This window comes from Variovorax sp. Soil_C_33, from assembly GCF_057656935.1.
The window spans coordinates 81,973-106,943 of sequence record NZ_JBDGJK010000008.1 but is presented as its reverse complement, the minus strand read 5'-3'; the positions used below and the strand labels follow the sequence as shown (position 1 = coordinate 106,943).

At 68.6% G+C, this 24,971-nt stretch carries 23 protein-coding genes; 13 read left to right on the top strand and 10 right to left on the bottom strand.

What is annotated here, in order from left to right; all coding sequences use genetic code 11:
• The first annotated feature begins 5 nt into the window (after nucleotides 1–5).
• From murD to AC3A6B_RS14275, 10 genes are all read left to right on the top strand, one after another.
• Entirely contained in the window at nucleotides 6–1,679 is a 1,674-nt protein-coding gene (murD, locus tag AC3A6B_RS14320) for a UDP-N-acetylmuramoyl-L-alanine--D-glutamate ligase (protein ID WP_487837356.1), read from the top strand.
• Complete coding sequence (gene ftsW, locus AC3A6B_RS14315) at nucleotides 1,676–2,968, top strand: putative lipid II flippase FtsW (protein WP_487837355.1); 1,293 nt, start codon at nucleotides 1,676–1,678, stop codon at nucleotides 2,966–2,968. Before murD ends, ftsW begins: the two co-directional genes overlap by 4 nt.
• Nucleotides 2,965–4,026 (top strand): undecaprenyldiphospho-muramoylpentapeptide beta-N-acetylglucosaminyltransferase, encoded by a 1,062-nt coding sequence (murG, locus tag AC3A6B_RS14310; RefSeq protein WP_487837354.1) that lies wholly within the window; start codon nucleotides 2,965–2,967, stop codon nucleotides 4,024–4,026. The genes ftsW and murG overlap by 4 nt, the downstream gene beginning before the upstream one ends.
• Nucleotides 4,023–5,480, top strand: a complete 1,458-nt coding sequence (gene murC, locus AC3A6B_RS14305; RefSeq protein ID WP_487837353.1) for a UDP-N-acetylmuramate--L-alanine ligase — start codon at nucleotides 4,023–4,025, stop codon at nucleotides 5,478–5,480. Before murG ends, murC begins: the two co-directional genes overlap by 4 nt.
• Nucleotides 5,477–6,436 (top strand): D-alanine--D-alanine ligase, encoded by a 960-nt coding sequence (locus AC3A6B_RS14300; protein WP_487837352.1) that lies wholly within the window; start codon nucleotides 5,477–5,479, stop codon nucleotides 6,434–6,436. Before murC ends, AC3A6B_RS14300 begins: the two co-directional genes overlap by 4 nt.
• 92 nt (nucleotides 6,437–6,528) lie before the next feature.
• Complete coding sequence (locus tag AC3A6B_RS14295; protein WP_487837351.1) at nucleotides 6,529–7,314, top strand: cell division protein FtsQ/DivIB; 786 nt, start codon at nucleotides 6,529–6,531, stop codon at nucleotides 7,312–7,314.
• 16 nt (nucleotides 7,315–7,330) lie between these two features.
• A complete protein-coding gene (gene ftsA / locus AC3A6B_RS14290; RefSeq protein ID WP_214682263.1) occupies nucleotides 7,331–8,560 on the top strand; it encodes a cell division protein FtsA in 1,230 nt (409 codons plus the stop codon).
• A gap of 154 nt (nucleotides 8,561–8,714) precedes the next feature.
• Nucleotides 8,715–9,923, top strand: coding sequence for a cell division protein FtsZ (gene ftsZ, locus AC3A6B_RS14285; protein ID WP_487837350.1), 1,209 nt, complete (start codon nucleotides 8,715–8,717; stop codon nucleotides 9,921–9,923).
• A gap of 158 nt (nucleotides 9,924–10,081) precedes the next feature.
• Nucleotides 10,082–11,005 (top strand): UDP-3-O-acyl-N-acetylglucosamine deacetylase, encoded by a 924-nt coding sequence (gene lpxC / locus AC3A6B_RS14280; protein ID WP_487837349.1) that lies wholly within the window; start codon nucleotides 10,082–10,084, stop codon nucleotides 11,003–11,005.
• Nucleotides 11,006–11,022: 17 nt separating this feature from the next.
• Nucleotides 11,023–11,199 (top strand): hypothetical protein, encoded by a 177-nt coding sequence (locus AC3A6B_RS14275; protein ID WP_487837348.1) that lies wholly within the window; start codon nucleotides 11,023–11,025, stop codon nucleotides 11,197–11,199.
• Nucleotides 11,200–11,221: 22 nt separating this feature from the next.
• On the opposite strand, the gene ruvC is transcribed toward AC3A6B_RS14275, so the two are convergent.
• The 8 genes from ruvC to AC3A6B_RS14235 form a co-directional block, all read right to left on the bottom strand.
• Nucleotides 11,222–11,770, bottom strand: coding sequence for a crossover junction endodeoxyribonuclease RuvC (ruvC, locus tag AC3A6B_RS14270; protein WP_487837347.1), 549 nt, complete (start codon nucleotides 11,768–11,770; stop codon nucleotides 11,222–11,224).
• Between the two features lie 88 nt (nucleotides 11,771–11,858).
• Nucleotides 11,859–12,929 (bottom strand): phosphatidate cytidylyltransferase, encoded by a 1,071-nt coding sequence (locus AC3A6B_RS14265; protein ID WP_487837346.1) that lies wholly within the window; start codon nucleotides 12,927–12,929, stop codon nucleotides 11,859–11,861.
• Nucleotides 12,926–13,693, bottom strand: coding sequence for a lysophospholipid acyltransferase family protein (locus tag AC3A6B_RS14260; RefSeq protein ID WP_487837345.1), 768 nt, complete (start codon nucleotides 13,691–13,693; stop codon nucleotides 12,926–12,928). Before AC3A6B_RS14260 ends, AC3A6B_RS14265 begins: the two co-directional genes overlap by 4 nt.
• A gap of 31 nt (nucleotides 13,694–13,724) precedes the next feature.
• Nucleotides 13,725–14,474 (bottom strand): monofunctional biosynthetic peptidoglycan transglycosylase, encoded by a 750-nt coding sequence (mtgA, locus tag AC3A6B_RS14255; protein WP_487837344.1) that lies wholly within the window; start codon nucleotides 14,472–14,474, stop codon nucleotides 13,725–13,727.
• A gap of 7 nt (nucleotides 14,475–14,481) precedes the next feature.
• On the bottom strand, nucleotides 14,482–15,324 hold the full coding sequence (aroE, locus tag AC3A6B_RS14250; RefSeq protein WP_487837343.1) for a shikimate dehydrogenase: 843 nt from the start codon (nucleotides 15,322–15,324) through the stop codon (nucleotides 14,482–14,484).
• Between the two features lie 2 nt (nucleotides 15,325–15,326).
• Nucleotides 15,327–16,190, bottom strand: a complete 864-nt coding sequence (locus AC3A6B_RS14245; RefSeq protein WP_487837342.1) for an energy transducer TonB — start codon at nucleotides 16,188–16,190, stop codon at nucleotides 15,327–15,329.
• Nucleotides 16,187–18,247 (bottom strand): RNB domain-containing ribonuclease, encoded by a 2,061-nt coding sequence (locus AC3A6B_RS14240; protein ID WP_487837341.1) that lies wholly within the window; start codon nucleotides 18,245–18,247, stop codon nucleotides 16,187–16,189. Before AC3A6B_RS14240 ends, AC3A6B_RS14245 begins: the two co-directional genes overlap by 4 nt.
• A gap of 49 nt (nucleotides 18,248–18,296) precedes the next feature.
• A complete protein-coding gene (locus AC3A6B_RS14235) occupies nucleotides 18,297–18,893 on the bottom strand; it encodes a YqiA/YcfP family alpha/beta fold hydrolase (RefSeq protein WP_487837340.1) in 597 nt (198 codons plus the stop codon).
• A 49-nt stretch (nucleotides 18,894–18,942) separates the two neighbouring features.
• On the opposite strand from AC3A6B_RS14235, the gene rodA reads away from it, so the two are divergent.
• The 3 genes from rodA (at nucleotide 18,943) to AC3A6B_RS14220 (ending at nucleotide 22,927) form a co-directional block, all read left to right on the top strand.
• Nucleotides 18,943–20,097 carry a rod shape-determining protein RodA gene (gene rodA, locus AC3A6B_RS14230; protein ID WP_487837339.1) on the top strand — a complete coding sequence of 385 codons (1,155 nt, stop codon included), beginning with the start codon at nucleotides 18,943–18,945 and terminating at the stop codon, nucleotides 20,095–20,097.
• A 33-nt stretch (nucleotides 20,098–20,130) separates the two neighbouring features.
• Nucleotides 20,131–21,591: a metalloprotease TldD gene (gene tldD, locus AC3A6B_RS14225; RefSeq protein WP_487837338.1), complete on the top strand. Its 1,461-nt coding sequence runs from the start codon at nucleotides 20,131–20,133 to the stop codon at nucleotides 21,589–21,591.
• A 217-nt stretch (nucleotides 21,592–21,808) separates the two neighbouring features.
• Entirely contained in the window at nucleotides 21,809–22,927 is a 1,119-nt protein-coding gene (locus tag AC3A6B_RS14220; protein ID WP_487837337.1) for a 3-deoxy-7-phosphoheptulonate synthase, read from the top strand.
• Nucleotides 22,928–22,930: 3 nt separating this feature from the next.
• On the opposite strand, the gene AC3A6B_RS14215 is transcribed toward AC3A6B_RS14220, so the two are convergent.
• Both AC3A6B_RS14215 and mpl read right to left on the bottom strand, forming a co-directional pair.
• Nucleotides 22,931–23,431 carry a cupin domain-containing protein gene (locus tag AC3A6B_RS14215; RefSeq protein ID WP_487837336.1) on the bottom strand — a complete coding sequence of 167 codons (501 nt, stop codon included), beginning with the start codon at nucleotides 23,429–23,431 and terminating at the stop codon, nucleotides 22,931–22,933.
• A 4-nt stretch (nucleotides 23,432–23,435) separates the two neighbouring features.
• Nucleotides 23,436–24,932, bottom strand: coding sequence for a UDP-N-acetylmuramate:L-alanyl-gamma-D-glutamyl-meso-diaminopimelate ligase (gene mpl / locus AC3A6B_RS14210; RefSeq protein WP_487837335.1), 1,497 nt, complete (start codon nucleotides 24,930–24,932; stop codon nucleotides 23,436–23,438).
• Nucleotides 24,933–24,971 lie beyond the last annotated feature (39 nt).

Genomic DNA, 24,971 nt, shown 5'->3' with positions numbered 1-24,971 from the left:
GACACATGCGGCATCTTCAAGACCAACACGTGCTGATCCTGGGCCTGGGCGCCTCGGGCCTGGCGATGGCGCGCTGGTGCGCGCGCCACGGCGCGACGGTCACCGTGGCCGACACGCGCGAGGTGCCGCCGCAGCGCGATGCGCTGCTTGCCGAACTGCCCGAGGCGGTTTTCGTCGGCGGCCCGTTCTCGGCCGCGTTGGTCGAGGGAACCTCGGTGCGTGCGGTCTACCGCTCGCCGGGGCTGTCGCCGGCCTCGATCGCGGTGGTGGTCGACGCGGCGCGCGCCATGGGCCTGCCCGTGGGCGGCGAGCTCGATCTGTTCGCGCGCGCGCTGGCAGACCTGCGCGCGGTCGAGACCGTCGAAGAAGTCGTCGACATGCCGGTCGAGGGGGCGGCGTCCCAGGACGTGCAGCCGGTCGACGAGGCGCCATCCGCTCCCATCGAGGAGGACGACGACGACGCCGAAGCGCCCACCCCCATCCTCGTGCCTGTCCCGCCGGCGCCCAAGGGCTACACCCCGGCGCTGCTGGCCGTGACCGGCACCAACGGCAAGACCACGGTCACCGCGCTCGCGGGCCAACTGGTGGAACGCGCCGGCAAGACGGTCGCGGTGGCCGGCAACATCGGCCCGACCCTGCTCGACACGCTGGCCGCGCACATCGACGCCGGCACGCTGCCCGAGGTGTGGGTGCTCGAGCTCTCGAGCTTCCAGCTCGACGGCGTGCAGGGCTTCGAGCCGACCGCGGCCGCGGTGCTCAACCTGACGCAGGACCACCTCGACTGGCATGGCGACATGGCTTCTTACGCCGCGGCCAAGGCGCGCATCTTCGGCACCAGCGGCACGATGGTGCTCAACCGCGAGGATGACGCGGTGATGGCGATGCGGCCGGCGCCGGTCAAGCTGGCCAAGGGGCAGGCGCCGCGCAGCATCGTCACCTTCGGCGCCGGCATGCCGCTGCGTCCCGGCGACTACGGGCTCGAACGGTTGAATGGAATGCCCTGGCTGGTGCGCGCGCTGGAAGCCGACGAGACGCAGAAGCGCAAGCGCGGCGCCGCGGCTGAAGAGGAAGAGATCCATATCCAGCGCCTGATGCCGGCCGATGCGCTGCGCATCCGCGGCCGGCACAACGCCCTCAACGCGCTGGCGGCGCTCGCGCTCGCCACCGCGGCCGGCTGCCAGCTCGCGCCCATGCTCTACGGCCTGCGCGAATACCGCGGCGAGCCGCACCGGGTCGAGCCGGTTGCGATCGTCGACGAGGTCGAGTACTTCGACGACAGCAAGGGCACCAACGTGGGCGCGACGGTCGCGGCCCTGATCGGGCTGGGCGAAGAGCGCCGTCTGGTCGTGATCCTCGGCGGCGAGGGCAAGGGCCAGGACTTCACGCCGCTCGCGGCGCCGGTGCGCCAGTACGCGCGCGCCGTGGTGCTGATCGGCCGCGACGCGCCGCTGATCGAAGCCGCGCTGGGATCGACCGGCGTGCCGCTGCTCGCGGCCGCCTCGCTGCCCGAAGCCGTGACGCTGGCTGCGGGCCGCGCGCACCCCGGCGATGCTGTGCTGCTGTCGCCGGCCTGTGCGAGCTTCGACATGTTCAAGGACTATGCGCACCGCGCGGCGGTGTTCTGCGACGCGGTGCAGGAGCTCGCCGAGTCGCCGCGCAGCGCGGAGGGCACGGAATGAGCACGTCCGCCGCAGCCACGCCGAACAAGACCAGCCGCTTCGCCGGCTGGTTCGGCCGCGCCACGAGCGGCGTCGACGCGCTGCCCATGCACCTGCCGGTGCGCCTCGGCAATGCCGGCATGACACAGACCAAGGCGGCGCCGGTGCGCGTGCTGGGCTTCGACCAGGCGCTGGTCTGGGTCACGGTCGCATTGCTGGCCTGGGGCCTGGTGATGGTCTACTCGGCCTCGATCGCGCTGCCGGACAACCCGCGCTTCGCGCGCCAGGGCTACGGGCCGGCCTTCTTCCTCACGCGCCATGCGGCTTCGGTGGCGATCGCCTTCATCGCCGCACTGCTGGCCTTCCAGATCCCGATGGCGGCCTGGGAGCGCGCGGCGCCCTGGCTCTTCGTGGCCTCGCTGCTGCTGCTGGTGGCGGTGCTGATTCCGCACATCGGCATCAACGTCAACGGCGCGCGCCGCTGGCTGCCGATGGGCTTCATGCGCTTCCAGCCCTCGGAGCTGGCCAAGCTCGCGATGATCCTCTACGCCGCCAGCTACATGGTGCGCAAGATGGAGATCAAGGAACGCTTCTTCCGCGCCGTGCTGCCGATGGGCATCGCGGTGGTGGTGGTCGGCATGCTGGTGATGGCGGAGCCCGACATGGGCGCTTTCATGGTGATCGCGGTGATCGCGATGGGCATCCTGTTCCTCGGCGGCGTCAACGCGCGCATGTTCTTCGTGATCGCCGCGCTGGTGGTGGTCGCCTTCGGCGCCATCGTGGCCACCAGTCCGTGGCGGCGCGAGCGCATCTTCGCCTACCTCGATCCATGGAGCGAAGAGCACGCGCTGGGCAAGGGCTACCAGCTGTCGCACTCGCTGATCGCGATCGGGCGCGGCGAGATCTTCGGCGTCGGCCTGGGCGGCAGCGTCGAGAAGCTGCACTGGCTGCCCGAGGCGCACACCGACTTCCTGCTTGCGGTGATCGGCGAGGAGTTCGGCCTGGTCGGCGTCCTGCTGGCGATCGGCCTCTTCCTCTGGCTGACGCGTCGCATCATGCACATCGGCCGCCAGGCGATCGCGCTCGACCGCGTGTTCTCCGGCCTGGTGGCGCAGGGCGTCGGCATCTGGATCGGCTTCCAGGCCTTCATCAACATGGGCGTGAACCTCGGCGCGCTGCCGACCAAGGGACTGACCTTGCCGCTGATGAGCTTCGGCGGCTCGGCCATCCTGATGAACGTGGTCGCGCTCGCGATCGTGCTGCGCATCGACTACGAGAACAGAGTTCTCATGCGCGGAGGCCGCGTATGAGCCGCACCGCGCTCGTGATGGCCGGCGGCACCGGCGGGCACATCTTCCCGGGGCTGGCCGTCGCCGAAGCCCTGCGCGATCGCGGCTGGCGCGTGCACTGGCTGGGCGCGCCCGGCAGCATGGAAGAGAAGCTCGTGCCGCCGCGCGGCTTCGCCTTCGAGCCGGTGCAGTTCGGCGGCGTGCGCGGCAAGGGGCCGGTCACGCTGTTCCTGCTGCCGATGCGCCTCTTGCGCGCCTTCCTGCAGAGCATCGCCGTCGTTCGCCGCGTCAAGCCCGATGTGGTCGTCGGCCTCGGCGGCTACATCACCTTTCCCGGCGGCATGATGAGCGTGCTGCTCAACAAGCCGCTGGTGCTGCACGAGCAGAACTCGGTCGCCGGGCTTGCCAACAAGGTGCTTGCCAGCGTGGCGGACCGCGTCTTCACCGCTTTCCCGAACGTGATGAAGAAGGCCCAGTGGATCGGCAACCCGCTGCGCGCGGCCTTCACCTCGCAGCCGCATCCGGCCGTGCGCTTCAACGGGCGCAGCGGTCCGCTCAAGCTGCTGGTGGTCGGCGGCAGCCTGGGCGCGAAGGCGCTCAACGCCGTGGTGCCGAAGGCGCTTGCGCGCATCGCAGCCGAGCAGCGCCCGACGGTCACGCACCAGAGCGGCGCCAAGCAGATCGACGAACTGCGCGCCAACTATGCGGCCGCCGGCGTCGAGGGCGAGCTCACCCCTTTCATCGAAGACACCGCCAGCGCCTACGCCGATGCCGACCTGATCGTCGCGCGCGCCGGCGCGAGCACCGTCACCGAAATCGCGGCCGTCGGCGCAGCTGCGCTGTTCGTGCCTTTCCCATCCGCCGTGGACGACCACCAGACCACCAATGCCCGCTTCCTTGTCGACGCGGGCGGCGGCTGGCTCGTTCAACAAACCGAATTGACTCCCGAATTGCTGGCCGATTTGCTACAGAAAACCGGGCGCCCTGCGCTCATGGAACGCGCCGTGAAGGCCAAGACGATGCAGAAAACCGAGGCGGTCGACGTGCTCGTGCAGGCCTGTGAGGAGCTTGTCAAATGAAGCACGCGATCCGTCATATCCACTTCGTCGGTATCGGCGGCTCGGGCATGAGCGGCATCGCCGAGGTGCTGTTCAATCTGGGCTACAGGATCACCGGTTCCGACCTGGCCGACAGCGCGACGCTCAAGCGGCTCGCGGGCCTGGGCATCGCCACCTTCGTGGGCCACGACGCGGCGAACATCGCGGGCGCCGACGCGGTCGTGACTTCCACCGCCGTGCATGCCGACAACCCCGAGGTCGTCGCCGCGCGCGAGAAGCGCATCCCGGTGGTGCCGCGCGCGCTGATGCTGGCCGAGCTGATGCGGCTCAAGCAGGGCATCGCGATCGCCGGCACGCACGGCAAGACCACGACCACCAGCCTGGTCGCCAGCGTGCTCGCGGCAGCCGGGCTCGACCCCACCTTCGTCATCGGCGGCCGGCTCAACAGCGCCGGCGCCAATGCGCAGCTCGGCAGTGGCGACTACATCGTGGTGGAGGCCGACGAGTCGGACGCCTCCTTCCTGAACCTGCTGCCGGTGATGGCGGTGGTCACGAACATCGATGCCGACCACATGGAGACCTACGGGCACGATTTCGCGAAGCTCAAGAAGGCCTTCGTCGATTTCCTGCACCGCATGCCTTTCTACGGCACGGCGATCCTCTGCACCGACGATCCGGCGGTGCGCGAGATCGTGACCGAGGTGTCCTGCCCGGTCACCAGCTACGGCTTCGGCGAGGACGCCCAGGTGCGCGCGGTCAACGTGCGCGCGGTCGGCGCGCAGATGCACTTCACCGCGCAGCGGCGCAACGGCGTCACCTTACCGGACCTGGACATCGTGCTGAACCTGCCCGGCGAGCACAACGTGCGCAATGCGCTCGCGGTGATCGCGGTCGCGGTCGAGCTCAACGTGCCCGACGAGGCGGTGCAGCGCGGCCTGGCCGACTTCAAGGGCGTGGGCCGGCGCTTCCAGCGCTACGGCGAGGTCAAGCTGCCGCGCGCGCACGGGCCGGGCAGCTTCACGCTGATCGACGACTACGGCCACCACCCGGTCGAGATGGCGGCCACCATCGCCGCCGCGCGCGGCGCCTTTCCGGCGCGGCGCCTGGTGCTGGCTTTCCAGCCGCACCGCTTCACCCGCACGCGCGACTGCTTCGAGGATTTCATCAAGGTCATCGGTGCGGCAGACGCGGTGCTGCTGGGCGAGGTCTATGCGGCCGGCGAAGCGCCGATCGTGGCCGCCGACGGCCGCTCGCTGGCACGCGCGCTGCGCGTGGCGGGCAAGGTGGAGCCGGTGTTCGTCGACGAGATCGCCGCGATGCCGCAGGCGATCCTCGACAACGCGCGCGAGGGCGACGTGGTGATCTGCATGGGCGCGGGCTCGATCGGCGCCGTGCCCGCCAAGGTGGTCGAGCTCGGCGGCGCGGCCTCTTCCAAAAAATCGGAGCGCTTCACGCGCGAAGGGAGGGCACTGTGAACCCGCAAGACTTCGGCAAGGTGGCCGTGCTTTTCGGCGGCACGTCGGCCGAACGCGAAATTTCCATCATGTCGGGCACCGGCGTGCTGGAGGCGCTGCGCTCGCGCGGCGTCGACGCCCATGCCTTCGATCCGGCCGAGCGCGAGCTGGTCGAGCTCAAGCACGAAGGCTTCGCGCGCTGCTTCGTCGTGCTGCACGGCCGCCACGGCGAAGACGGCACGGTGCAGGGCGCGCTGGAGCTGCTGGGCATTCCCTACACCGGCTCGGGCGTGATGGCCTCGAGCGTGGCAATGGACAAGGTCATGACCAAGCGCATCTGGCAGGCCGACGGCCTGCCGACGCCGCGCTATGTGCGCCTGGCCTTCGACCAGCAGAGCCGCGAACAGGTGCTGGCCGTGCCCGACGTGCTGGGCCTGCCGCTGATCGTGAAGCCGCCGCGCGAGGGCTCCTCCATCGGCGTGACCAAGGTCGAGGGCTACTCGCAGATGCAGGACGCCGTGACGCTGGCCGTCGGCTACGACACCGACGTGCTCTGCGAGGAGTTCATCGAGGGCGAGGAAGTCACCTGCGCCGTGCTCGGCGGCGGCCTCGGCGCCGAGGCGCTGCCGGTGGTGCGCATCGCCGCGCCCGAAGGCGCCTACGACTACCAGAACAAGTACTTCACCGACGACGTGAAGTACCACTGCCCGAGCGGCCTGCCCGATGCGGAAGAGCAGGAGATCCGGCGCATCACGCTGGCGGCCTACCACCAGCTCGGCTGCCGCGGCTGGGGCCGCGCCGACCTGATGATCCGCGCCAGCGATCGCAAGCCCTTCCTGCTCGAGATGAACACCTCGCCGGGCATGACCAGCCATTCGCTGGTGCCCATGTCGGCGCGCGCGGCCGGCATCTCCTACGAAGACCTGTGCCTGCGCGTGCTGGCATCGGCCACCCTCGACTCGAAGGCGGAGATGTGATGAGCACTGCATGGCCGCCCGAAAGTGCTCGTCCCCTCGCTTGCGAGGGGGGTGGCGAATCCGCGCAGCGGCGCAGCCTGGGGGAGATCTAAATGGCCACCAGCAGCATTCCCGTGCCCTTCGACGTCAAGCTCATGAACGTGACCGCGACCCTGGTGTACGCGTTGTTCGCGCTCGTGCTGCTGGCGGCGGGCGCATGGTGGGTGCTGCGCCAACCCTTCTTCCCGCTGGCCGGCATCAAGGTCGACGGCGAGGTCACGCACAACAACGCGGTCACGCTGCGCGCCAACGTCGCACCCCAGCTCGCGGGCAACTTCTTCACGGTCGACCTGGCGCGTGCGCGTGCCGCCTTCGAGGCCGTGCCCTGGGTGCGCAAGGCGGTGGTGCGGCGCGAGTTCCCGAACAAGCTGCGCGCCACGCTCACCGAGCATGTGCCGGTCGCGCATTGGGGCGACGAGGCGCAGTCGCGGCTCGTCAACGGCTTCGGCGAAGTGTTCGAGGCCAACGTGGCCGAGGTCGACGACAGCCTGCCGCGGCTGGACGGCCCGACCGGGCAGGCCGGCCAGGTGCTGGGCATGTACCGCGTGCTGCAGCCGCTGTTCGCGCCCTACGAGCTGTCGATCGACGCGCTCACGCTGTCGGGCCGCGGCAGCTGGCGGGCGGTGCTGGATACGGGGGCGGCGATCGAGCTCGGCCGCGGGCAGAGCGAAGAAGTGGCGGCGCGCACGCAGCGTTTTCTGGTCACGGTGGCGCCGGTTGCGCGGCAGTACGGGCGCACCGTCGCTTCGGTCGAGGGTGCCGACTTGCGGCACAACGAGGGCTACGCGCTGCGCCTGCGCGGTGTCACCACGGTCGTCACCGACCCCAAGAAGAAATAGGAACTGAGGAAACTTCATGTCCAAGGAATACAAAGACCTGGTTGTCGGACTCGACATCGGCACCGCCAAGGTGATGGCGGTGGTGGCCGAGGTGCTGGCCAACGGCGAGCTCAAGCTGGCCGGACTCGGCATCGCGCCCAGCAACGGGCTCAAGCGCGGGGTGGTGGTGAACATCGACGCCACCGTGCAGAGCATCCAGCAGGCGCTCAAGGAAGCCGAGCTGATGGCCGACTGCAAGATCAGCCGCGTCTACACCGGCATCACCGGCAGCCACATCCGCGGCATCAACTCGAGCGGCATGGTCGCGGTCAAGGACAAGGAAGTCACGCAGGCCGATGTGGCCCGCGTGGTGGAGACGGCGCGCGCGATCAACATTTCGAGCGACCAGCGCCTGCTCCTGGTGGAGCCGCAGGAGTTCGTGATCGACGGCCAGGACGTGAAGGAGCCGATCGGAATGAGCGGCATGCGCCTCGAGGCCAAGGTGCACATCGTCACCGGCGCCCAGAGCGCGGCCGAGAACATCATCAAGTGCGTGCGCCGCTGCGGCCTGGAGGTCGACCAGCTGATGCTGAATCCGCTGGCCTCCAGCCAGGCGGTGCTGACCGAGGACGAGCGCGAGCTGGGCGTGGTGCTGGTCGACATCGGCGCCGGCACCACCGACGTCGCGATCTTCACCAATGGTGCGATCCGCCACACGGCGGTGATCCCGATCGCCGGCGACCTCATCACCAGCGACATCGCGATGGCGTTGCGCACGCCGACCAAGGACGCCGAGGACATCAAGGTCGAGAACGGCTACGCCAAGCAGCTCCTGGCCGATCCGGACACGCAGGTCGAAGTGCCCGGCCTGGGCGACCGCGGGCCGCGCATGCTGAGCAAGCAGGCGCTGGCCGGCGTGATTGAGCCGCGGGTGGAAGAGATTTTTTCGCTGGTGCAGCAGGTGGTGCGCGAGTCGGGCTATGAAGAGGTGCTCTCCTCGGGCGTGGTGCTGACCGGCGGCAGCGCCGTGATGCCCGGCATGGTCGAGCTCGGCGAGGACATCTTCCTGAAGCCGGTGCGGCGCGGCATCCCGAAGTATTCGAGCGCACTGTCGGACATGGTCGCGCAGCCGCGCGCCGCGACCGTGATGGGCCTGCTCGAAGAGGCGCGCTACGCACGGCTGCGCGGCTTCAAGGTCGCGCAGAAGAACGGTTCCGTAAAGACAGCTTTCGGACGCTTCAAAGACTTCATCGTGGGGAACTTCTGATCATGAACTTCTACCCACTCTGGCTAGCGCGAGGAAGTCCGCAGCGTCACTTCAACGAGCGATGGCGACGAACCGGCCCACCGCTCGAACCTTGACGGTTCCCAAAAAAATTCATTCATACACACGGCAACTGCAAATATTCAAGGAGTCAGAAATGGCCATCGAAATGATCGAAATCGAAGAGTTCAACCAGGGCACGCAGATCAAGGTGATCGGCGTCGGCGGCGGCGGCGGCAATGCGGTCGCGCACATGATGGAGCGCGGCGTACAGGGCGTTCAGTTCGTCTGCGCCAACACCGATGCGCAGGCGCTCTCGCGCAGCAACGCGCACAAGACCATCCAGCTCGGCACCAACGGGCTGGGCGCCGGCAGCAAGCCCGAGAAGGGACGCGACGCCGCCGAGGCTGCGATCGACGACATCCGCGAAGCCATCGCGGGTGCGCACATGCTGTTCATCACGGCCGGCATGGGCGGCGGCACCGGCACCGGCGCGGCACCGGTGATCGCGCGGGTGGCCAAGGAAATGGGCATTCTCACGGTGGGCGTGGTGACCAAGCCCTTCGACTGGGAGGGCGGGCGCCGCATGACCAACGCCGACGCCGGCCTGGCCGAGCTCGAGGCGAATGTCGATTCGCTGATCGTGGTGCTGAACGAGAAGCTGCTCGACGTGCTGGGCGAGGATGTCACGCAGGACGAGGCCTTCGCGCATGCCAACGACGTGCTCAAGAACGCGGTCGGCGGCATCTCGGAAATCATCAACGAGTACGGCGGCGTCAACGTCGACTTCGAGGACGTGCGCACCGTGATGGGAGAGCCCGGCAAGGCCATGATGGGCACCGCCGCGGCCGCCGGTCCGGACCGCGCGCGCATCGCCGCCGAACAGGCCGTGGCCTGCCCGCTGCTCGAAGGCATCGACCTGTCGGGCGCCAAGGGCGTGTTGGTGCTGGTGACGGCGTCGAAGTCCTCGTTGAAGCTGAGCGAATCGAAGCTCGCGATGAACACCATCCGCGCCTACGCTTCGCCCGACGCGCACGTGATCTACGGTGCCGCCTACGACGACAACCTGGGCGACGAGATGCGCGTGACCGTGGTCGCGACCGGCCTGTCGCGCGCGGATGCGCGCCGCCAGGCGCCGACGCTGGAAGTGATCCGCACCGGCACCGACAACATCCCGTTCAACGTGCCGACGCTGGGCGGCGCGGGCCACGGACATGCCGGCGGCCAGCCCAACTACGACGGCATGGCGGTGCCCAGCGTGTGGCGCACCAACCGCACCATGGCCGCGGCCAAGGTGGATGCGCTGTCGTCGGGTGGGATGGACGATTTCGAGATTCCCGCCTTCCTGCGCCGGCAAGCCGACTGACTGATGTTGCCCCCACGCTCGGCGCTTCGTGTCCTCGCTGCCCCCCTAGGGGGCCGCGTCCGCCTTGGGGCGGCCCGGCGGCGGACGGCATGACGGCTATTGCGGAGATAGCGAGGCGCACGGCACGCCGGGCGCCTCGCCCTCCTAAAATCGCTGCCGTGCTCCAACAACGTACCCTCAAATCCATCACCCGTGCCGTCGGCATGGGGCTGCACAGCGGCCACCGCGTGGAACTCACCCTCAGGCCAGCGCCGATCGATGCCGGCATCGTGTTCCGCCGCGTCGACCTGCCCGAGCCGGTGGAGATCCCGATTCGAGCTGAATCCGTCACTGACACGCGTCTGGCATCCACCGTGTCGTCCAAGGGCGCCAAGGTCCAGACGATCGAGCACCTGATGTCGGCCTGCGCGGGCCTGGGCATCGACAACCTCCTGATCGACATCACGGCCGACGAGGTGCCGATCCTCGACGGTTCGGCATCGTCCTTCGTGTTCCTGCTGCAAAGCGCAGGCATCGAGCTGCAGAACGCGCCGCGCCGCTTCATCCGCGTCACCCGGCCAGTCGAGGTGCGCGAGGGCGAGGGGGCCGATACGAAGTGGGCGCGGCTTTCGCCCTACCACGGCTACAAGCTCAGCTTCGAGATCGATTTCGATCACCGCGTGGTCAATTCGACCGGCCAGCGCGTCGAGTTCGATCTGGGCTCGGGCTCCTACAGCCGCGACATCGCGCGCGCACGCACCTTCGGCTTCACCAAGGAATTCGAGTACATGCGCTCCAAGGGCCTGGCGCTCGGCGGCGGGCTCGACAACGCGATCGTGATGGACGACACCAAGGTGCTCAATGCGGGCGGACTGCGCTACGACGACGAGTTTGTCAAGCACAAGATCCTCGACGCCATGGGCGACCTCTACGTCATCGGCCGGCCGCTGCTCGCGGCCTACAGCGCCTTCCGCTCGGGCCATGCGCTCAACAACAAGCTGCTGCGCGAACTGCTCGCGCACGAAGACGCCTACGAGATCGTCACTTTCGACGACCAGAGCCACGCGCCCGCCGGCTTCGCCGAAGTCGCCCGCGCCTGGTAGCCCCGAGCTCCCAACAGATGCTGCTGTTCCGCTGGGCCATCCTGCTGCTTTTGCTGGTGGCCGGCATTTCCTTCGCTTTCTATGCCGGTACCGGCCAGCCCAAGTACAAGCGCTTCGGCTGGATCGTGCTCAAGTGGACGCTGCTGGCGGCCTTCGGTTTCTTTGCGGTGCTGATCGCCGAACGCGCGGTCTGATTCCGGCCCCCGCAGCGACGGCCTAACGCGTCCGCCCCTGCCGATACATCCCGCTGGTGCTGCGTGCGAGCACCGCGGCCTGGCCGAGCCGGGCCATCGAGCTGCCGACATGGGCATGCGTGATCGCGATGCCGAGCGCATCGGCCGCATCGCTGCCGGGCAGGCCGGGCAGATGCAGCAGGCGCTTGACCATCTCCTGCACTTGCGCCTTCGCGGCCTTGCCGTGGCCCGCGACGGCCTGCTTCATCTGCAGCGCCGTGTATTCGGCCACCGACAGGTTGCTCGTCACCAGCGCCGTGAGGCAGGCGCCGCGCGCCTGTCCGAGCAGCAGCGTCGATTGCGGGTTGACGTTGACGAACACGATCTCCACCGCGGCGGCGTCGGGCTTGTAGCGCTCGACGATCTCGCCGATGCCGTCGAACAGCACCTTGAGCCGGGCCGGCAACTCGCCCTGCGCCACGCGCTTGGTGCTGATGGTGCCGCTCGCGACGTAGCGCAGCGCATGGCCGTCCATGTCCACCACGCCGAAGCCGGTGGTCTGCAGGCCGGGGTCGACGCCGAGGATTCTCATAAGTCGGCCGCCGCCGGGCCGCCCCAAGGCGGCCGAGCCTCCCCCTCGGGGGGTGGCGAAGCACACGCAGTGGCAAGCCGGGGGGCTGTCATAGATTGAAATACCAGCGCACCGAATGGAAGAACACCGGCGCCGCGAAGCACAGCGCATCGACGCGGTCCAGCAGGCCGTTCGCGCCGGTCACGCCGACGCCGCGCTGGCCCCAGTTGGGAATGCCGCGGTCGCGCTTGAGCGCCTTCATCACGAGGTGGCCCATCGAGCCGGCGACGCAGGCGATCAGCGACACCGCGAGCGCCTGGCCGAACCTGAAGGGCGTGATGAAAGAGAACAGCGCGCCGACCAGGCTCGCGATGCCCATGCCGATCGCCCAGCTGGTCCAGTTGAAGCTGCGGCTCACGTGGGGTGCGACGGGCTCCTGCCGGAACAGCCGGCGCCCGAGCTTGCCGAGCCAGCCCGTGGGCTGCTCCTCGGATGCCGGCGCGGAGGCATCCGCGGGCATGGTGCTGCGCCGCGAGATCAGATGCTGCGTCAGCACGCAGGTCTGCACCACGAACACCAAGAAGAACACAAGGAAGGCGCTCTTGCCTTCGTAGCCCGGGAAGGAGAGCAGGAGCAGCGCCGGCACGTGGCTCATGCCGTAGACGCAGACCATGATGCCCCACTGCAGCTTGGCGTTGCGCTCCAGGAAGTGGTGGGGATCGTCGGCCAGCGCGCTCACCACGGGAATCGCGATGAACACGTAGACCGGGATGAACACGGTGAACAGGTCGAAGTGCGCGGTCGCGACCAGCCAGAACTGGATCGGCAGCACGAGGAAGAAGGCCAGGATCAGGCTGCGGTGGTCGCCGCGCCGCGTCGGCGACAGCGTGATGAACTCGCGCAGCGCGAAGAAAGAGATCAGCGCGAACAGCACAGTCGCGACCGTTTCGCCCAGCGCCCAGCCGATCCAGAAGATCACCACCATGATCCAGGTGGTGCGCAGCAGGGTGAGGAAGTGCAGCAGCTCGCGCTGCCAGGTCTCGTCGTGCACCGGGTTGCGGCGCTCCCTGAAGGTGAGCAGGAAGGCCACGGTGCTGACGACGACAAGCAGGCCGAAGACGATCAGGAACAGGGCCGCGACCTGGTGGTTCGGGGCGAGATGGCGCAGGTATTCGTTCATACGTAGCGCAGCGCGACGACCGCCTCGCGCGCCCGGTCGAGGAAAGGCCGGCGCTCTTCGGCTTCTTCGAGGCGGACCGGCTCGCCGAAGGTGACCGAACACAGAATGGGCACCGGCACGACCTCGCCCTTGGGCATCACGCGCTGCACGTTGTCGATCCAGGCAGGCACCAGCACCACCTCCGGGAACATCTGGGCCAGCGTGAAGAGTCCCGACTTGAACTTCTGCGGCTCGCCGGTGTGGCCGCGCGTGCCCTCGGGGAAGATGATGATCGAATCGCCGCTCTGCAGCGCTTCGATCAGGGGCTGGAGCGGCGCCAGGGCTTCGGCGCTGCCGGGCGCCACCGGCGCTGCCGGTTCCATGGTTTCCGCCACGGGCGGCGCGAGCGGCAATTCGGTTTGCACGACGGCGTCGAACGAGGGCTCGATGCGCTCCGCGGGTGCGGGCGGTGCGGCCGTCGCGGCGGGCGGCGGAACCGGCGCACTGCCGCCGCGCTCCACGTAGATCGCATTGAACACCTCGGTCGTGATCCAGCGCCTGAAGGGCGTCGTGGCCCAGTAATCGCGCGCCGCGATCGGCCGCGTGATGCTGCGCAGTTCCTCGGGCAGCGCGGCCCAGATCATCACCAGGTCGAGATGGCTCTGGTGGTTGGCGAAATAGATGCGCTGCTCGGCCTTGGGCGGGCAGCCCCACCAGCGCGCCTGGGCGCCGGTGAGGAGCCGGATTACGACCAGCAGGGCCCACCCCGTGAACTTTGCAAGCATGGCGGCGATGATACGGGCCGCGCGCCGGAGTTCAGGGCAGTTCCGCCGACGGCATGCGCGCCGCGATCGTGGCCGCGCGGCCCGAGAGATAGGCCGAGCCGGAGCGGCGTTCGTAGAACTTGGGACTGGGCAGCATCACCGCGAGCCGCGCCGCTTCGCCGGCGCTGAGCCGCGCGGCCGGCTTCCTGAAGTAGTGCTGCGCGGCCGCCTCGGCGCCGAACACGCCTTCTCCCCATTCCACGCTGTTGAGGTAGATCTCGAGGATGCGTTCCTTGTCGAGCAGCAGCTCCAGGGCCGTGGCCAGCACCAGCTCCTGGCCCTTGCGCAGCAGCGTGCGCTCGCCGGAGAGCAGCAGGTTCTTTGCGAGCTGCTGGGTGATGGTCGAACCGCCGCGCAGCTGGGGCGGGCGCGGCTCCCTGCCGCGTGCGCGCATCTTCGCCGCGCGCCGGGCGGCGCTGCGCTCGGCCTGGGCGTTGCGCTGGCGCGCACGCTCGATGGCCTCCCACTCGACGCCCTGGTGGTAGATGAACTGGTCGTCCTCGCTCGCGATCACGGCGCGTTTGAGCGTGTCGGAGATCTGGGAGTAAGGCACCCAGCGCTGCTTCCAATCCCGCTCCCCGTTGCTACGGCCCTGGGTTGCGAGCTGCCAGGCCTCGGAGCGCTGGAAGGCGGTGGACTGCGGATCGATCGCCGCCATCGCGGCGATGCGCGCGATGAAGAAGACTTCGAGCGCGAAGCCCGCGAAGATCAGGCACAACGCCCAGCGCAGGATCGCCTTCACGTCGGGGTCACGTCCGATCGACGATGGCGCGCAGCTCGGCCAGCACCTGCGCCGCCGGCGGGCGCACCCCGCGCCAGAGCGCGAAGGCCTCGGCCGCCTGCTCGACCAGCATGCCGAGGCCGTCGCGCGGCACCGCGCCGTGGCCGCGCGCCCAGTTCATGAAGCCTGCCGCGGCCGGGCCGTACATCATGTCGACCGCCAGTGCGCCGGGCTTCAGCACGCTCGCCGAGACCGGCACCTCGCCGCCCGCCAGGCTCGAGGCAGTGGCGTTCACCACGATGTCGAAGTTGCCGGGCACCGCATGCAGCTCCTGCGCTTCCAGCGTGACGTGGCGCGCCAGCGCGAGCGCCGCATGGCGCTGCACCAGCGCGATCGCCTTGGCCAGCGTGCGATTGGCCACCACCACACGGCGCGGGCCGGCTTCCAGCAGCGGGCCCAGCACGCCGGCCGCGGCGCCGCCGGCGCCGAGCAGCAGCAGTTCGCTGCCGGCGATCGCCACGCCCGCATGCAGCGTGATGTCGTTCACGAGGCCGGCGCCGTCGCTGTTGTCGCCATGAATGCCGTCTTCCTTGAAGCGGAGCACATTGACGGCGCGCGCCAGCGCTGCGCGCGGGCTCAGGTGCTGGGCCAGCGCCGCGGCGTCGAACTTGAAGGGCACGGTGATGTTGCAGCCGCGCGCGGTGCCGGCCGGCTCGGCGCGAAAGGCGGCCACCGCTTCATCGAAGCCGTCGATCGGCACCAGCCGGCGGCCGTAGTCCAGCGTCTGTCCGGTCAGTTCGGCAAAGCGCGCATGGATCCATGGCGATCGGCTGTGCTCGACCGGATTGCCCATCACGCAGTACAGGTCCATGCTCATTGCCTCGATGAGGAAGACACCTGAGTTTCGAGCGTCTCGTCGCGGGTGAACTTGAAGCGCGAGGGCAGCACGATCTGGTCGGTCTGCCGGCGCATCGCATCGGTGAACTTGCCGAAGTTGCCGATGCTGCGCACGATCGCCTGCGCGCGCCGGTCCAGGGACTGGTTGCCCGAACCTTCGACGATCTCGGTGCCGAGGATCGAGCCGTCGAAGTTGACGGTCACCATCATCGTGAGCTCGCCGTACAGCTTCTTGCCGGCGAGCTCGGGGAAGTTCTCGGTGCCGCGCTGCTCGATGCGCCGGCGCAGCGCGTCGACGTAGACGGCATAGGTGGCCTCGCGGGTCGCCGGGCTCAGATAGCGCTTCTTGGGCCGTGCATTCTCTTCGTTCACGCGGCGTTCGATCTCGGCCAGCATCTTGATCAGCTGGCGGCGCTTTTCCTCGCGCGCCGCGTTCTCGCTCGGGCTGCCCTGGTTGCGCGGATCGGGCATCGGCATGGCGGCGAGCTGCTGCTTGATCTGCGCCAGGAGCAGCATCTGCTGCGCCTGCATCGCCTCCACCTGGCGCTGCGCGTCTTCCATCGAGTCGCCGACGGCGGTGAAGGTGGAGGGCGGCAGCGGGCTGGTGGCGCGGCCGCGTTCGAGATCGCCGCCGCCGGCCAGCGAGGTCTGGGCGATGGCTCGGGCCTTGTCGGGGCGCTCGTTGGTCTTGGCGTTGACCAGGATGACTTCGAGCGGCGTTTCGGTGAACACGCGGTTGAAAGTCTCGGGGTCGGCAAAGCGCAGCCCGAGCAACAGCGCGTGCGCCGCGACCGACAGGCCGAGCGCGATCTGCAGGCTGCTCAGGTCGCGCAGGTTCATACGGGCACGTTCTCCGGCGCGGCTTCGCTGTCGGCGAGGTCGACAGCGATGGCGATCGGCCCGGCCACTTCTTCCTCGTCCTCGTCGCTCTCCTCTTGCGCGGCGGCTTCGGCCGGCGCGGCATCGAGGCGCTCGATGACGGTGCCGTGCACGTCGAGCGCGATCTCGTCGATCTCGCCGAGCCTGACGCGCACGCGCGCACCGCGCGTCAAGCCTTGCGTGCCGGTGACCTGGAGCACCAGCGGCAGCGTGTCGGCGCGCACCAGGGCGCCGTTGCCCACGTCCTTGATCAGGGTCGCGTCGAGCTCGGCGATACCCTGCTGCTGGAGGTGCTTGAGCGTCCAGAAGCGCTCCATGCCGCCCTGGTGGGCGTTGTAGGCGGCGTAGGCCGCGTCGAAACCCGAGAGGATCGAGAACAGGTCGGCGTCCTTGGGCTTGAAGGGCGCAGCCAACGCCGCGGTCTTGCCGTGACGCGCGGCCGCGATGATCTGCCACTGGTTCACGAGGTCGGTGTAGCGGCGCAGCGGCGAGGTGCTCCAGGCATAGCTTTTCACGCCCAGGCCGGCATGCGGCAGGGCCCGCGTGCCCATGCGCACCTTGATGCCGGGCGCCAGGCTGGCCTGGCTGCGGTAGAGGCCCGGCACGCCGAGCTCGCCGAGCCAGCCGCCCCAGCTGCTGTTGGCCAGGATCATGGCCTCGGAGACGATCAGGTCCAGCGGCGCGCCGCGCTGGCGGGTGCTGATCTGCACCTGCTCATTGCCGGTGGGTTCGCCGTCGTTGCCGATCAGCCGGAAGTTGTAATCGGGCCGGTTGAAGCTCTCGGGCTTGCCGCGCACCACCTCGCGCTGCGCCTTCAACTGCTTCGCGAGGCGGAACAGGAAAGACAGCGGCGCGCGTGCGCGTTTCGCGACCTCGGGCGTGTTCTCGCCGTCCACCGAGGCATCTTCGAGCCAGGCCTGCGTGACGACGCCGTCGAGCTGGTCATGGCGCAGGTTGGCCACGATCGGCACGCGCTCGAGCTTGGTCTCGGTGCTTTTCAGTTCCAGCGTCGCTTCGTCGAAGCTGGCGTAGAGAGAGACGGCCGGGCAGTCGCGTCCTTCCTGCAGGGTGTAGGTTTCCACCACCTCGTCGGGCAGCATGGTGATCTTGTGGCCCGGCATGTAGACCGTCGACATGCGGGCGCGCGCCACCTGGTCGATCGGGCTGCCGGGCGCCAGCGCCAGGCCGGGCGCCGCGATGTGGATGCCCACCTGCACCGTGCCGCTGCCGAGGCCCGCGACCGAGAGCGCATCGTCGATCTCGGTGGTCTGCGAATCGTCGATCGAGAAAGCCTGCACGTCCGCGAGCGGCAGTTCGTCGGTGATGGCGGGCGCTTGCAGCGCCGGGAAGCCGGTGCCCTTGGGAAAGTTTTCGAACAGGAAGCGGCGCCAGTGGAACTGGTAGGGCGAATCGATCGCGCCGGCCTGCTTGAGCAGCTCGAGCGGCGGTCGTTGCGTCGCGCGCGCGGCTTCGACCACGGCCTTGTACTCGGGGGCGTTCTTGTCGGGCCTGAAGAGGATCTTGAAGAGCTGCTCGCGCACCGGCGCCGGGCAAACGCCTTCGGCCAACTGCGCGGACCATTCGGCGATCTGCGCCTGCACAGCCTTCTTTTTCTCGATCGCGGCCAGCGCCTGCTGCACGATCTCGGCCGGCGCCTTCTTGAAGCGGCCCTTGCCCGCGCGGCGGAAATAGTGCGGCGCCTCGAACAGCGCCAGCAACGCGGCAGCCTGCTGCGCCAACGTCGGATGCGCCTGGAAGTAGTCGACGGCGAGCTCGGCAAAGGCGAACTCGCCCTCGGGCGCGAATTCCCAGGCCAGGTCGAGGTCCATGCCGGCGGCCAGGGTGCGCGCTTCGGCCAGCAATTCGGCCGGGGCCGGCTTCTCGAAGCGCAGCACGATGTTGGCGCCCTTGACCTTGACGCGCTTGCCGGACTCGAGCTCGACCTGCGCCGAGGCCTCGGCCTCCGACAACACGCGGCCGCCGAGGTACTTGCCGGCTTCTTCGAACAAAACAAACATGGCGCGGATTGTCCCATGCGCGGCGATGGACGCCGGCCGCGGACGGCGTTCAGGCCGGGTCGATGAAGGCCATCACCTCGTCCAGGTGATGGCGCTCGAAATCGGACAGCGCATGGTCGCCACCCTCGATCAGCTTGATGCGGCTGCCGGGATAGCGGGCCGTCATCTCGCGCCAGTCCAGCAGCTCGTCGCCCTTGGCGATGACGGCGAAAACCTGCTCGGGCTGCGCCAGCGGCCCGAGTTCGAGCGCGCGCAGCTCGTCGATGTACTCGGGCCGGAAATAGAAGTGCTCGGCCGGGTCGTGCCAGGCAGTCTGCTCGCCGATGTAGTTCGAAAGGTCGCGTGCCGGATGGACCGCGGGGTTCAGCAGCACGGCGCGGCAGCCCGTCATGCCGGTCACATGGGTGGCGTAGAAGCCGCCCAGCGAAGAACCCACCACCGCCATCGAACTGCGCGGCCATTGCGCGATGCCGTTCAGCACGAGATCGATGGCCGCTCGGGGGGAGGGCGGGAGTTGCGGGCACCACCACTGCAGTTGCGGGTGCTGTTCGGCCACGCGCTGCGCCATCTGCCGCGCCTTGGTCGACAGCGGCGAGGAGCGAAAGCCATGGAGATACAACAAATGGGTGGTGGGCAACGGGTTCATGCGTTCGGATTGTTACGGAAGCGCGCCGGAACGCGGATAATCCGCGCCCATGTCCGCCGTGTTTCACCAGCCGTCGCTCGCGCGACGCATCGCCCCCGTGTTCCAGGGCTTCGACGGCTTTCTCGCTTTCGCCGTGCTGCTGCTGGCCTTTGCCGGCATGCTGACCATGTATTCGTCGGGCTTCGACCACGGCTCGCGTTTCGCGGACCACGGCCGCAACATGCTCCTGGCCGGCTTCATCATGTTCGTGGTGGCGCAGGTGCCGCCGCAGCGCCTGATGTTCTTTGCCGTGCCGCTCTACGCGCTGGGCGTGGGGCTGTTGATCGCGGTGGCGCTGTTCGGCATCACCAAGAAGGGCGCCACGCGCTGGATCAACGTCGGCATGGTGATCCAGCCGAGCGAAATCCTGAAGATCGCGACGCCGCTGATGCTGGCCTGGTGGTTCCAGCGCCGCGAGGGCCAACTGCGCACGCTCGACTTCGTGGTTGCCACCGTGCTCCTGGCGGTGCCGGTGGGCCTGATCATGAAGCAGCCCGACCTGGGCACCTCGCTGCTGGTGCTGGCGGCCGGCCTGTCGGTGATCTTCTTCGCCGGGCTCTCGTGGAAGCTGATCGTGCCGCCGGTGGTGATCGGGCTGGTCGCGGTGGCGCTGATCGTCGGCTTCGAGTCGCAGCTGTGCGCCGACGGCGTCGATTGGCGCGTGCTGCACGACTACCAGAAGCAGCGCATCTGCACGCTGCTCGACCCGACCAAGGACCCGCTGGGCAAGGGCTTCCACATCATCCAGGGCATGATCGCGATCGGCTCCGGCGGCGTCGGCGGCAAAGGCTTCATGCAGGGCACGCAGACGCACCTGGAGTTCATTCCCGAGCGCACCACCGACTTCATCTTCGCGGCCTACTCAGAGGAATTCGGTCTCATCGGCAACCTGGCGCTGATCGCGGCCTTCATCTTCCTGATCTTTCGCGGCCTGGCGATCGCGCTGGACGCGCCGACGCTCTTCTCGCGCCTGCTGGCCGGCGCGATGACGATGATCTTCTTCACCTACGCCTTCGTGAACATGGGCATGGTGAGCGGCATCCTCCCCGTGGTCGGCGTGCCTTTGCCCTTCATCAGCTACGGTGGCACCGCGATGGTGACGCTGGGCCTGGGGCTGGGCATCCTGATGTCCATTTCGCGCGCCAAGCGCTTGATGCAGTCCTGAGCGCCATTCGGGGGGCGAGCCTAGAATCCCCCGATGATTTCACGCGAACCCACCATCGAGCGCCTCGCCACGGCGCAGCAGCTCCTGCTCACGCCCTTTGGCCTCGACGAGTCGCACCTGTCGCGTGCCCTGGCCGAAATCACCGCCCACAAGGTCGACGACGCCGATCTCTACTTCCAGTACACCCGCAGCGAGGGCTGGAGCCTGGAGGAGGGCATCGTCAAGACCGGCAGCTTCAGCATCGACCAGGGCGTGGGCGTTCGCGCGGTCAGCGGCGAGAAGACGGCTTTCGCCTATTCGGACGACATCTCCGAAGCCTCGCTGCTCGATGCGGCGCGCACCGTGCGCACCATTTCCGCCGCCGGGCGCAACGGGCGGGTGAAGGCCCCGGTGCGCAAGGTCGCGACCAGCCGTTCGCTCTACGGCGGCGTGGACCCGATCTCGACGCTCGACAGCACCGCCAAGGTCGAATTGCTCGGCAAGGTCGAGAAGCTCGCGCGTTCCAGGGATCCGCGGGTCGCGCAGGTGATGGCCGGCCTCGCGAGCGAATACGACGTGGTGCTGGTCGCGCGCGCCGACGGCACGCTGGCGGCCGACGTGCGGCCGCTGGTGCGCCTGTCGGTCACGGTGATCGCCGAGCAGAACGGCCGGCGCGAGATGGGTTCGGGCGGCGGCGGCGGCCGCTTCGGACTCGCCTACTTCGACGAGGCGCACATCGCCGAGTATGTTGACCAGGCCGTCCAGCAGGCGCTCACCAACCTGGAATCGCGTCCCGCGCCGGCGGGCGAGATGACCGTGGTGCTCGGCCCGGGCTGGCCCGGCATCCTGCTGCACGAGGCCATCGGCCACGGACTGGAAGGCGACTTCAACCGCAAGGGGTCGAGCGCCTTCTCGGGCCGCATCGGCGAGCGCGTGGCGGCCAAGGGCGTGACCGTGCTGGACGACGGCACCATCGCCGATCGCCGCGGCTCGCTCAACGTCGACGACGAAGGCAACGCGACGCAGCGCAACGTGCTGATCGAGGACGGCATCCTCAAGGGCTACATCCAGGACTCGCTCAATGCGCGCCTGATGAAGGTCCCGCCCACCGGCAACGGCCGCCGCGAGAGCTACGCGCACGTGCCGATGCCGCGCATGACCAATACCTACATGCTGGGCGGCGACCGGGTACCGGAAGAAATCGTCGCCAGCATCAAGAAAGGCCTCTATGCCACCAACTTCGGCGGCGGCCAGGTCGACATCACGAGCGGCAAGTTCGTCTTCTCGGCCAGCGAGGCCTACTGGGTGGAGAACGGCAAGATCCAGTACCCGGTGAAGGGCGCGACCCTGGTCGGCAACGGTCCCGATGCGCTGACGCGCGTGACGATGATCGGCAACGACATGGCGCTCGATTCGGGCGTCGGCACCTGCGGCAAGGAAGGCCAGAGCGTGCCGGTCGGCGTCGGCCAGCCGACCTTGCGCATCGACGGCCTGACCGTCGGCGGCACCGCCTGAGGCCCGCAAACAACAGCCGAGATCAGAACCCTGTGCTACATTCGGCCCCTATGTCTTCGCGCGTCGCGTTTTTCTTTTCGTACTTTTGGTTCCCGGTTTCCGGCGGACGAGAGGCGAGCGCGTAAAGCACACTGACACACCCTCCCAGAACCGCCGGCGCCTCGAGCCCCGGCGGTTTTTTTATGCCCCGATGATTTTCAAAGTGAAGGAAGAAGCGATGAGCACGAGCACTGCCCCGGCCACCGAGAACTGGTATGCGAGCGTCGAGAAAACCAGCCGAACCGACGACGAACGCATCAAGGACATCACCGTGCTGCCCCCACCCGAACATCTGATCCGCTTCTTCCCGATCCGCGGCACGCCGGTCGAATCGCTGATCACCGGCACCCGCCGCACCATCCACAACATCATGGCCGGCAAGGACGACCGGCTGCTGGTCGTGATGGGGCCGTGCTCGATCCACGACCCGGCCGCCGCGCTCGACTATGCGCGGCGGCTGAAGGCCGAGCGCGAGAAATACGCCGGCACGCTGGAGATCGTGATGCGGGTCTACTTCGAGAAGCCGCGCACCACGGTCGGCTGGAAGGGGCTCATCAACGACCCCTACCTCGACGAGAGCTTCCGCATCGACGAAGGCCTGCGCATCGCGCGCCAATTGCTCATCGACATCAACCGGCTGGGCTTGCCGGCGGGCAGCGAATTCCTCGACGTGATCTCGCCGCAGTACATCGGGGACCTGATCTCCTGGGGCGCGATCGGCGCCCGCACCACCGAGAGCCAGGTGCATCGCGAGCTGGCTTCGGGCCTGTCGGCGCCGATCGGCTTCAAGAACGGCACCGACGGCAACATCCGCATTGCGACCGACGCCATCCAGGCGGCGGCGCGCGGCCATCACTTCCTATCGGTGCACAAGAACGGGCAGGTGGCGATCGTGCAGACCAACGGCAACAAGGACTGCCACGTGATCCTGCGCGGCGGCAAGGCGCCCAACTACGACGCCGAGAGCGTGGCCGCCGCCTGCAGGGACCTCGAAGCCGCAAAGCTGCCGCCGACACTGATGATCGACTGCAGCCACGCCAACAGCAGCAAGCAGCACCAGAAGCAGATCGACGTGGCCATGGACATCGCCGCGCAGATTGCGGGCGGCGGCAGGAGCGTGTTCGGCGTCATGGTCGAGAGCCACCTGAGCGCGGGCGCCCAGAAGTTCAGCGCCGGCAAGGACCGCGTGGCCGATCTGGAATACGGCAAGAGCATCACCGATGCCTGCTTGGGCTGGGACGATTCGGCCCGGGTGCTGGAGCTGCTGTCGCGGGCCGTCAAGCACCGCCGAGGCTGAAGCTCAAATCAGCTTCGCCAGCTCCGGCCAGTGGTGGCGCAGCAGCGAAGCTTCGTCGCCGTCGGGGCGCATGAACGAGAAATCGCTGAAGTCGAAGCCGGGTCCCACGGTGCAACTGACCAGCGTGTAGTCGTCGGTAGCCTGCGACACGATGGGGCGGGCCGCTTGCCACTGCCCGGCCGGGACGGTGTGCTGCGGTCGTGTGCCGTGGACGTCGACGGGGCCCAGCCGCAGGTGGACCGGCGGCGTGCGCAGCGCCCCATCGCTGGTCCAGAGCGCGAGCGGAGCCCCTTCGAGATGAATCCAGACTTCGTCGGAGGCCACACGGTGCCAGCGCGAATGCTGGTGGGCTTCGAGCAGGAAATAGATGGTGGTGAGCGCCTGGCGGGCGGGCCGCCCATCGGCGGGCATGACCTGCGCGGTCGAGCGGAACACCTCGCGGAACCAGCCGCCCTCGGGATGAGGCTGCAGATTCAGGGTGTCGATGAGCTCTTGTGCGCGCATGAGCCTATTCTGCCGCGCCCGTCGCGCGCAAGGCGGCAAGAAGCTTCTCGTGCACGGCGCCGAAACCGCCGTTGCTCATGCAGACGATGTGATCGCCGGGCCGCGCTGCCGCGACGATCTGCGCCACCAGCGGCTCGATCGCGCCGGCCACCTGTGCCCGGTCGCCCATCGGCGCGAGCGCGGCGGCGGCGTCCCATTCCAGCCCGCCGCTGTGGCAGAAGGCGAGGTCGGCCGCTTCCAGGCTCCAGGGCAGCTGGGCCGCCATGGTGCCCAGCTTCATGGTGTTGCTGCGCGGCTCGAAGGCGGCCAGGATGCGTTCGCCCCGGTGGCCGTCGGCGTCGAGCTTCTTTCGCAGGCCGTCGAGCGTGGTGCGGATCGCTGTCGGGTGGTGCGCGAAGTCGTCGTAGACCGTGATCGCTGCGCCCTCGCGCGCGACCGTGCCGCGCAGCTCCATGCGGCGGCGCACGTTGCGGAAGCTCGCCAGATACCCGGCCGCTTCGGCCGGCGCAACGCCCACATGCTCCGCAGCGGCAATCGCGGCGAGGGCATTCATCTGGTTGTGCAGGCCGGACAGCGCCCATTCGACGCGGCCGACCTGCTCGCCCTTGCGCAGCACGTCGAACGCATCGTGCGACCCGCGGGCCTGCCATTCGCCGCCGGCGCCGAAGCGGGCCAGCTCGCTCCAGCAGCCCTGGGCCAGCACGCGCTGCAGGCTCTCTTCGGTCGCGTTGACGACCACGCGGCCCGCCCCCGGCACCGTGCGCACGAGGTGGTGGAACTGCCGTTCGATTGCCCCCAGGTCATCGAAGATGTCGGCGTGGTCGAACTCCAGGTTGTTCAGGATCGCGGTGCGCGGGCGGTAGTGGACGAACTTGCTGCGCTTGTCGAAGAAAGCCGTGTCGTACTCGTCGGCTTCAATCACGAATGTGGCCCCCACGCCTGCCGCGTCGTGTGCTGCGCTGCCCCCCGGGGGGGCGCTCGCGTACTTGGGGCGGCCCGGCGCTGCGCTCGGGCGCCCCATGCTGCCTCCCAGCCGAGCCGAGACGCCGAAATCTAGCGGCACGCCACCGACCAGGAAACCCGGCACCAGGCCGGCCCGTTCGAGGATCCAGGCCAGCATCGAGGTGGTGGTGGTCTTGCCATGCGTACCGGCGACGGCCATCACGTGGCGGCCCTGCAGCACGTGCTCTGCCAGCCATTGCGGGCCGCTGGTGTAGCTGGCGCCGGCGTCGAGGATGGCTTCCATCAGCGGGAACTTGGGCGTGCCGTCGGCGAGCCGGGCGCGGGACACCACGTTGCCGATGACGAAGACATCGGGCCGCAGCGCCATCTGGTCGGCGCCGTAGCCCTCGATCAGTTCGATGCCGAGCGAACGCAGTTGGTCGCTCATCGGCGGATAGACGCCGGCATCGCAGCCGGTCACCCGGTGGCCGGCTTCGCGCGCCAATGCGGCGACACCGCCCATGAAGGTGCCGCAGATGCCGAGGATGTGAATATGCATCGGTCGATTCTAGGGACGCAGCGCGGCCGGTCTTCTGCC

Excerpts from the sequence above, each read along its gene's own strand:
- murD (WP_487837356.1), top strand. The coding sequence starts at position 6 with ATGCGGCATCTTCAAGACCAACACGTGCTGATCCTGGGCCTGGGCGCC.
- ftsW (WP_487837355.1), top strand. The coding sequence starts at position 1,676 with ATGAGCACGTCCGCCGCAGCCACGCCGAACAAGACCAGCCGCTTCGCC.
- murG (WP_487837354.1), top strand. The coding sequence starts at position 2,965 with ATGAGCCGCACCGCGCTCGTGATGGCCGGCGGCACCGGCGGGCACATC.
- murC (WP_487837353.1), top strand. The coding sequence starts at position 4,023 with ATGAAGCACGCGATCCGTCATATCCACTTCGTCGGTATCGGCGGCTCG.
- AC3A6B_RS14295 (WP_487837351.1), top strand. The coding sequence starts at position 6,529 with ATGGCCACCAGCAGCATTCCCGTGCCCTTCGACGTCAAGCTCATGAAC.
- ftsA (WP_214682263.1), top strand. The coding sequence starts at position 7,331 with ATGTCCAAGGAATACAAAGACCTGGTTGTCGGACTCGACATCGGCACC.
- ftsZ (WP_487837350.1), top strand. The coding sequence starts at position 8,715 with ATGGCCATCGAAATGATCGAAATCGAAGAGTTCAACCAGGGCACGCAG.
- AC3A6B_RS14275 (WP_487837348.1), top strand. The coding sequence starts at position 11,023 with ATGCTGCTGTTCCGCTGGGCCATCCTGCTGCTTTTGCTGGTGGCCGGC.
- ruvC (WP_487837347.1), bottom strand. The coding sequence starts at position 11,770 with ATGAGAATCCTCGGCGTCGACCCCGGCCTGCAGACCACCGGCTTCGGC.
- AC3A6B_RS14265 (WP_487837346.1), bottom strand. The coding sequence starts at position 12,929 with ATGAACGAATACCTGCGCCATCTCGCCCCGAACCACCAGGTCGCGGCC.
- AC3A6B_RS14260 (WP_487837345.1), bottom strand. The coding sequence starts at position 13,693 with ATGCTTGCAAAGTTCACGGGGTGGGCCCTGCTGGTCGTAATCCGGCTC.
- aroE (WP_487837343.1), bottom strand. The coding sequence starts at position 15,324 with ATGGACCTGTACTGCGTGATGGGCAATCCGGTCGAGCACAGCCGATCG.
- AC3A6B_RS14245 (WP_487837342.1), bottom strand. The coding sequence starts at position 16,190 with ATGAACCTGCGCGACCTGAGCAGCCTGCAGATCGCGCTCGGCCTGTCG.
- AC3A6B_RS14240 (WP_487837341.1), bottom strand. The coding sequence starts at position 18,247 with ATGTTTGTTTTGTTCGAAGAAGCCGGCAAGTACCTCGGCGGCCGCGTG.
- AC3A6B_RS14235 (WP_487837340.1), bottom strand. The coding sequence starts at position 18,893 with ATGAACCCGTTGCCCACCACCCATTTGTTGTATCTCCATGGCTTTCGC.
- rodA (WP_487837339.1), top strand. The coding sequence starts at position 18,943 with ATGTCCGCCGTGTTTCACCAGCCGTCGCTCGCGCGACGCATCGCCCCC.
- tldD (WP_487837338.1), top strand. The coding sequence starts at position 20,131 with ATGATTTCACGCGAACCCACCATCGAGCGCCTCGCCACGGCGCAGCAG.
- AC3A6B_RS14220 (WP_487837337.1), top strand. The coding sequence starts at position 21,809 with ATGAGCACGAGCACTGCCCCGGCCACCGAGAACTGGTATGCGAGCGTC.
- AC3A6B_RS14215 (WP_487837336.1), bottom strand. The coding sequence starts at position 23,431 with ATGCGCGCACAAGAGCTCATCGACACCCTGAATCTGCAGCCTCATCCC.
- mpl (WP_487837335.1), bottom strand. The coding sequence starts at position 24,932 with ATGCATATTCACATCCTCGGCATCTGCGGCACCTTCATGGGCGGTGTC.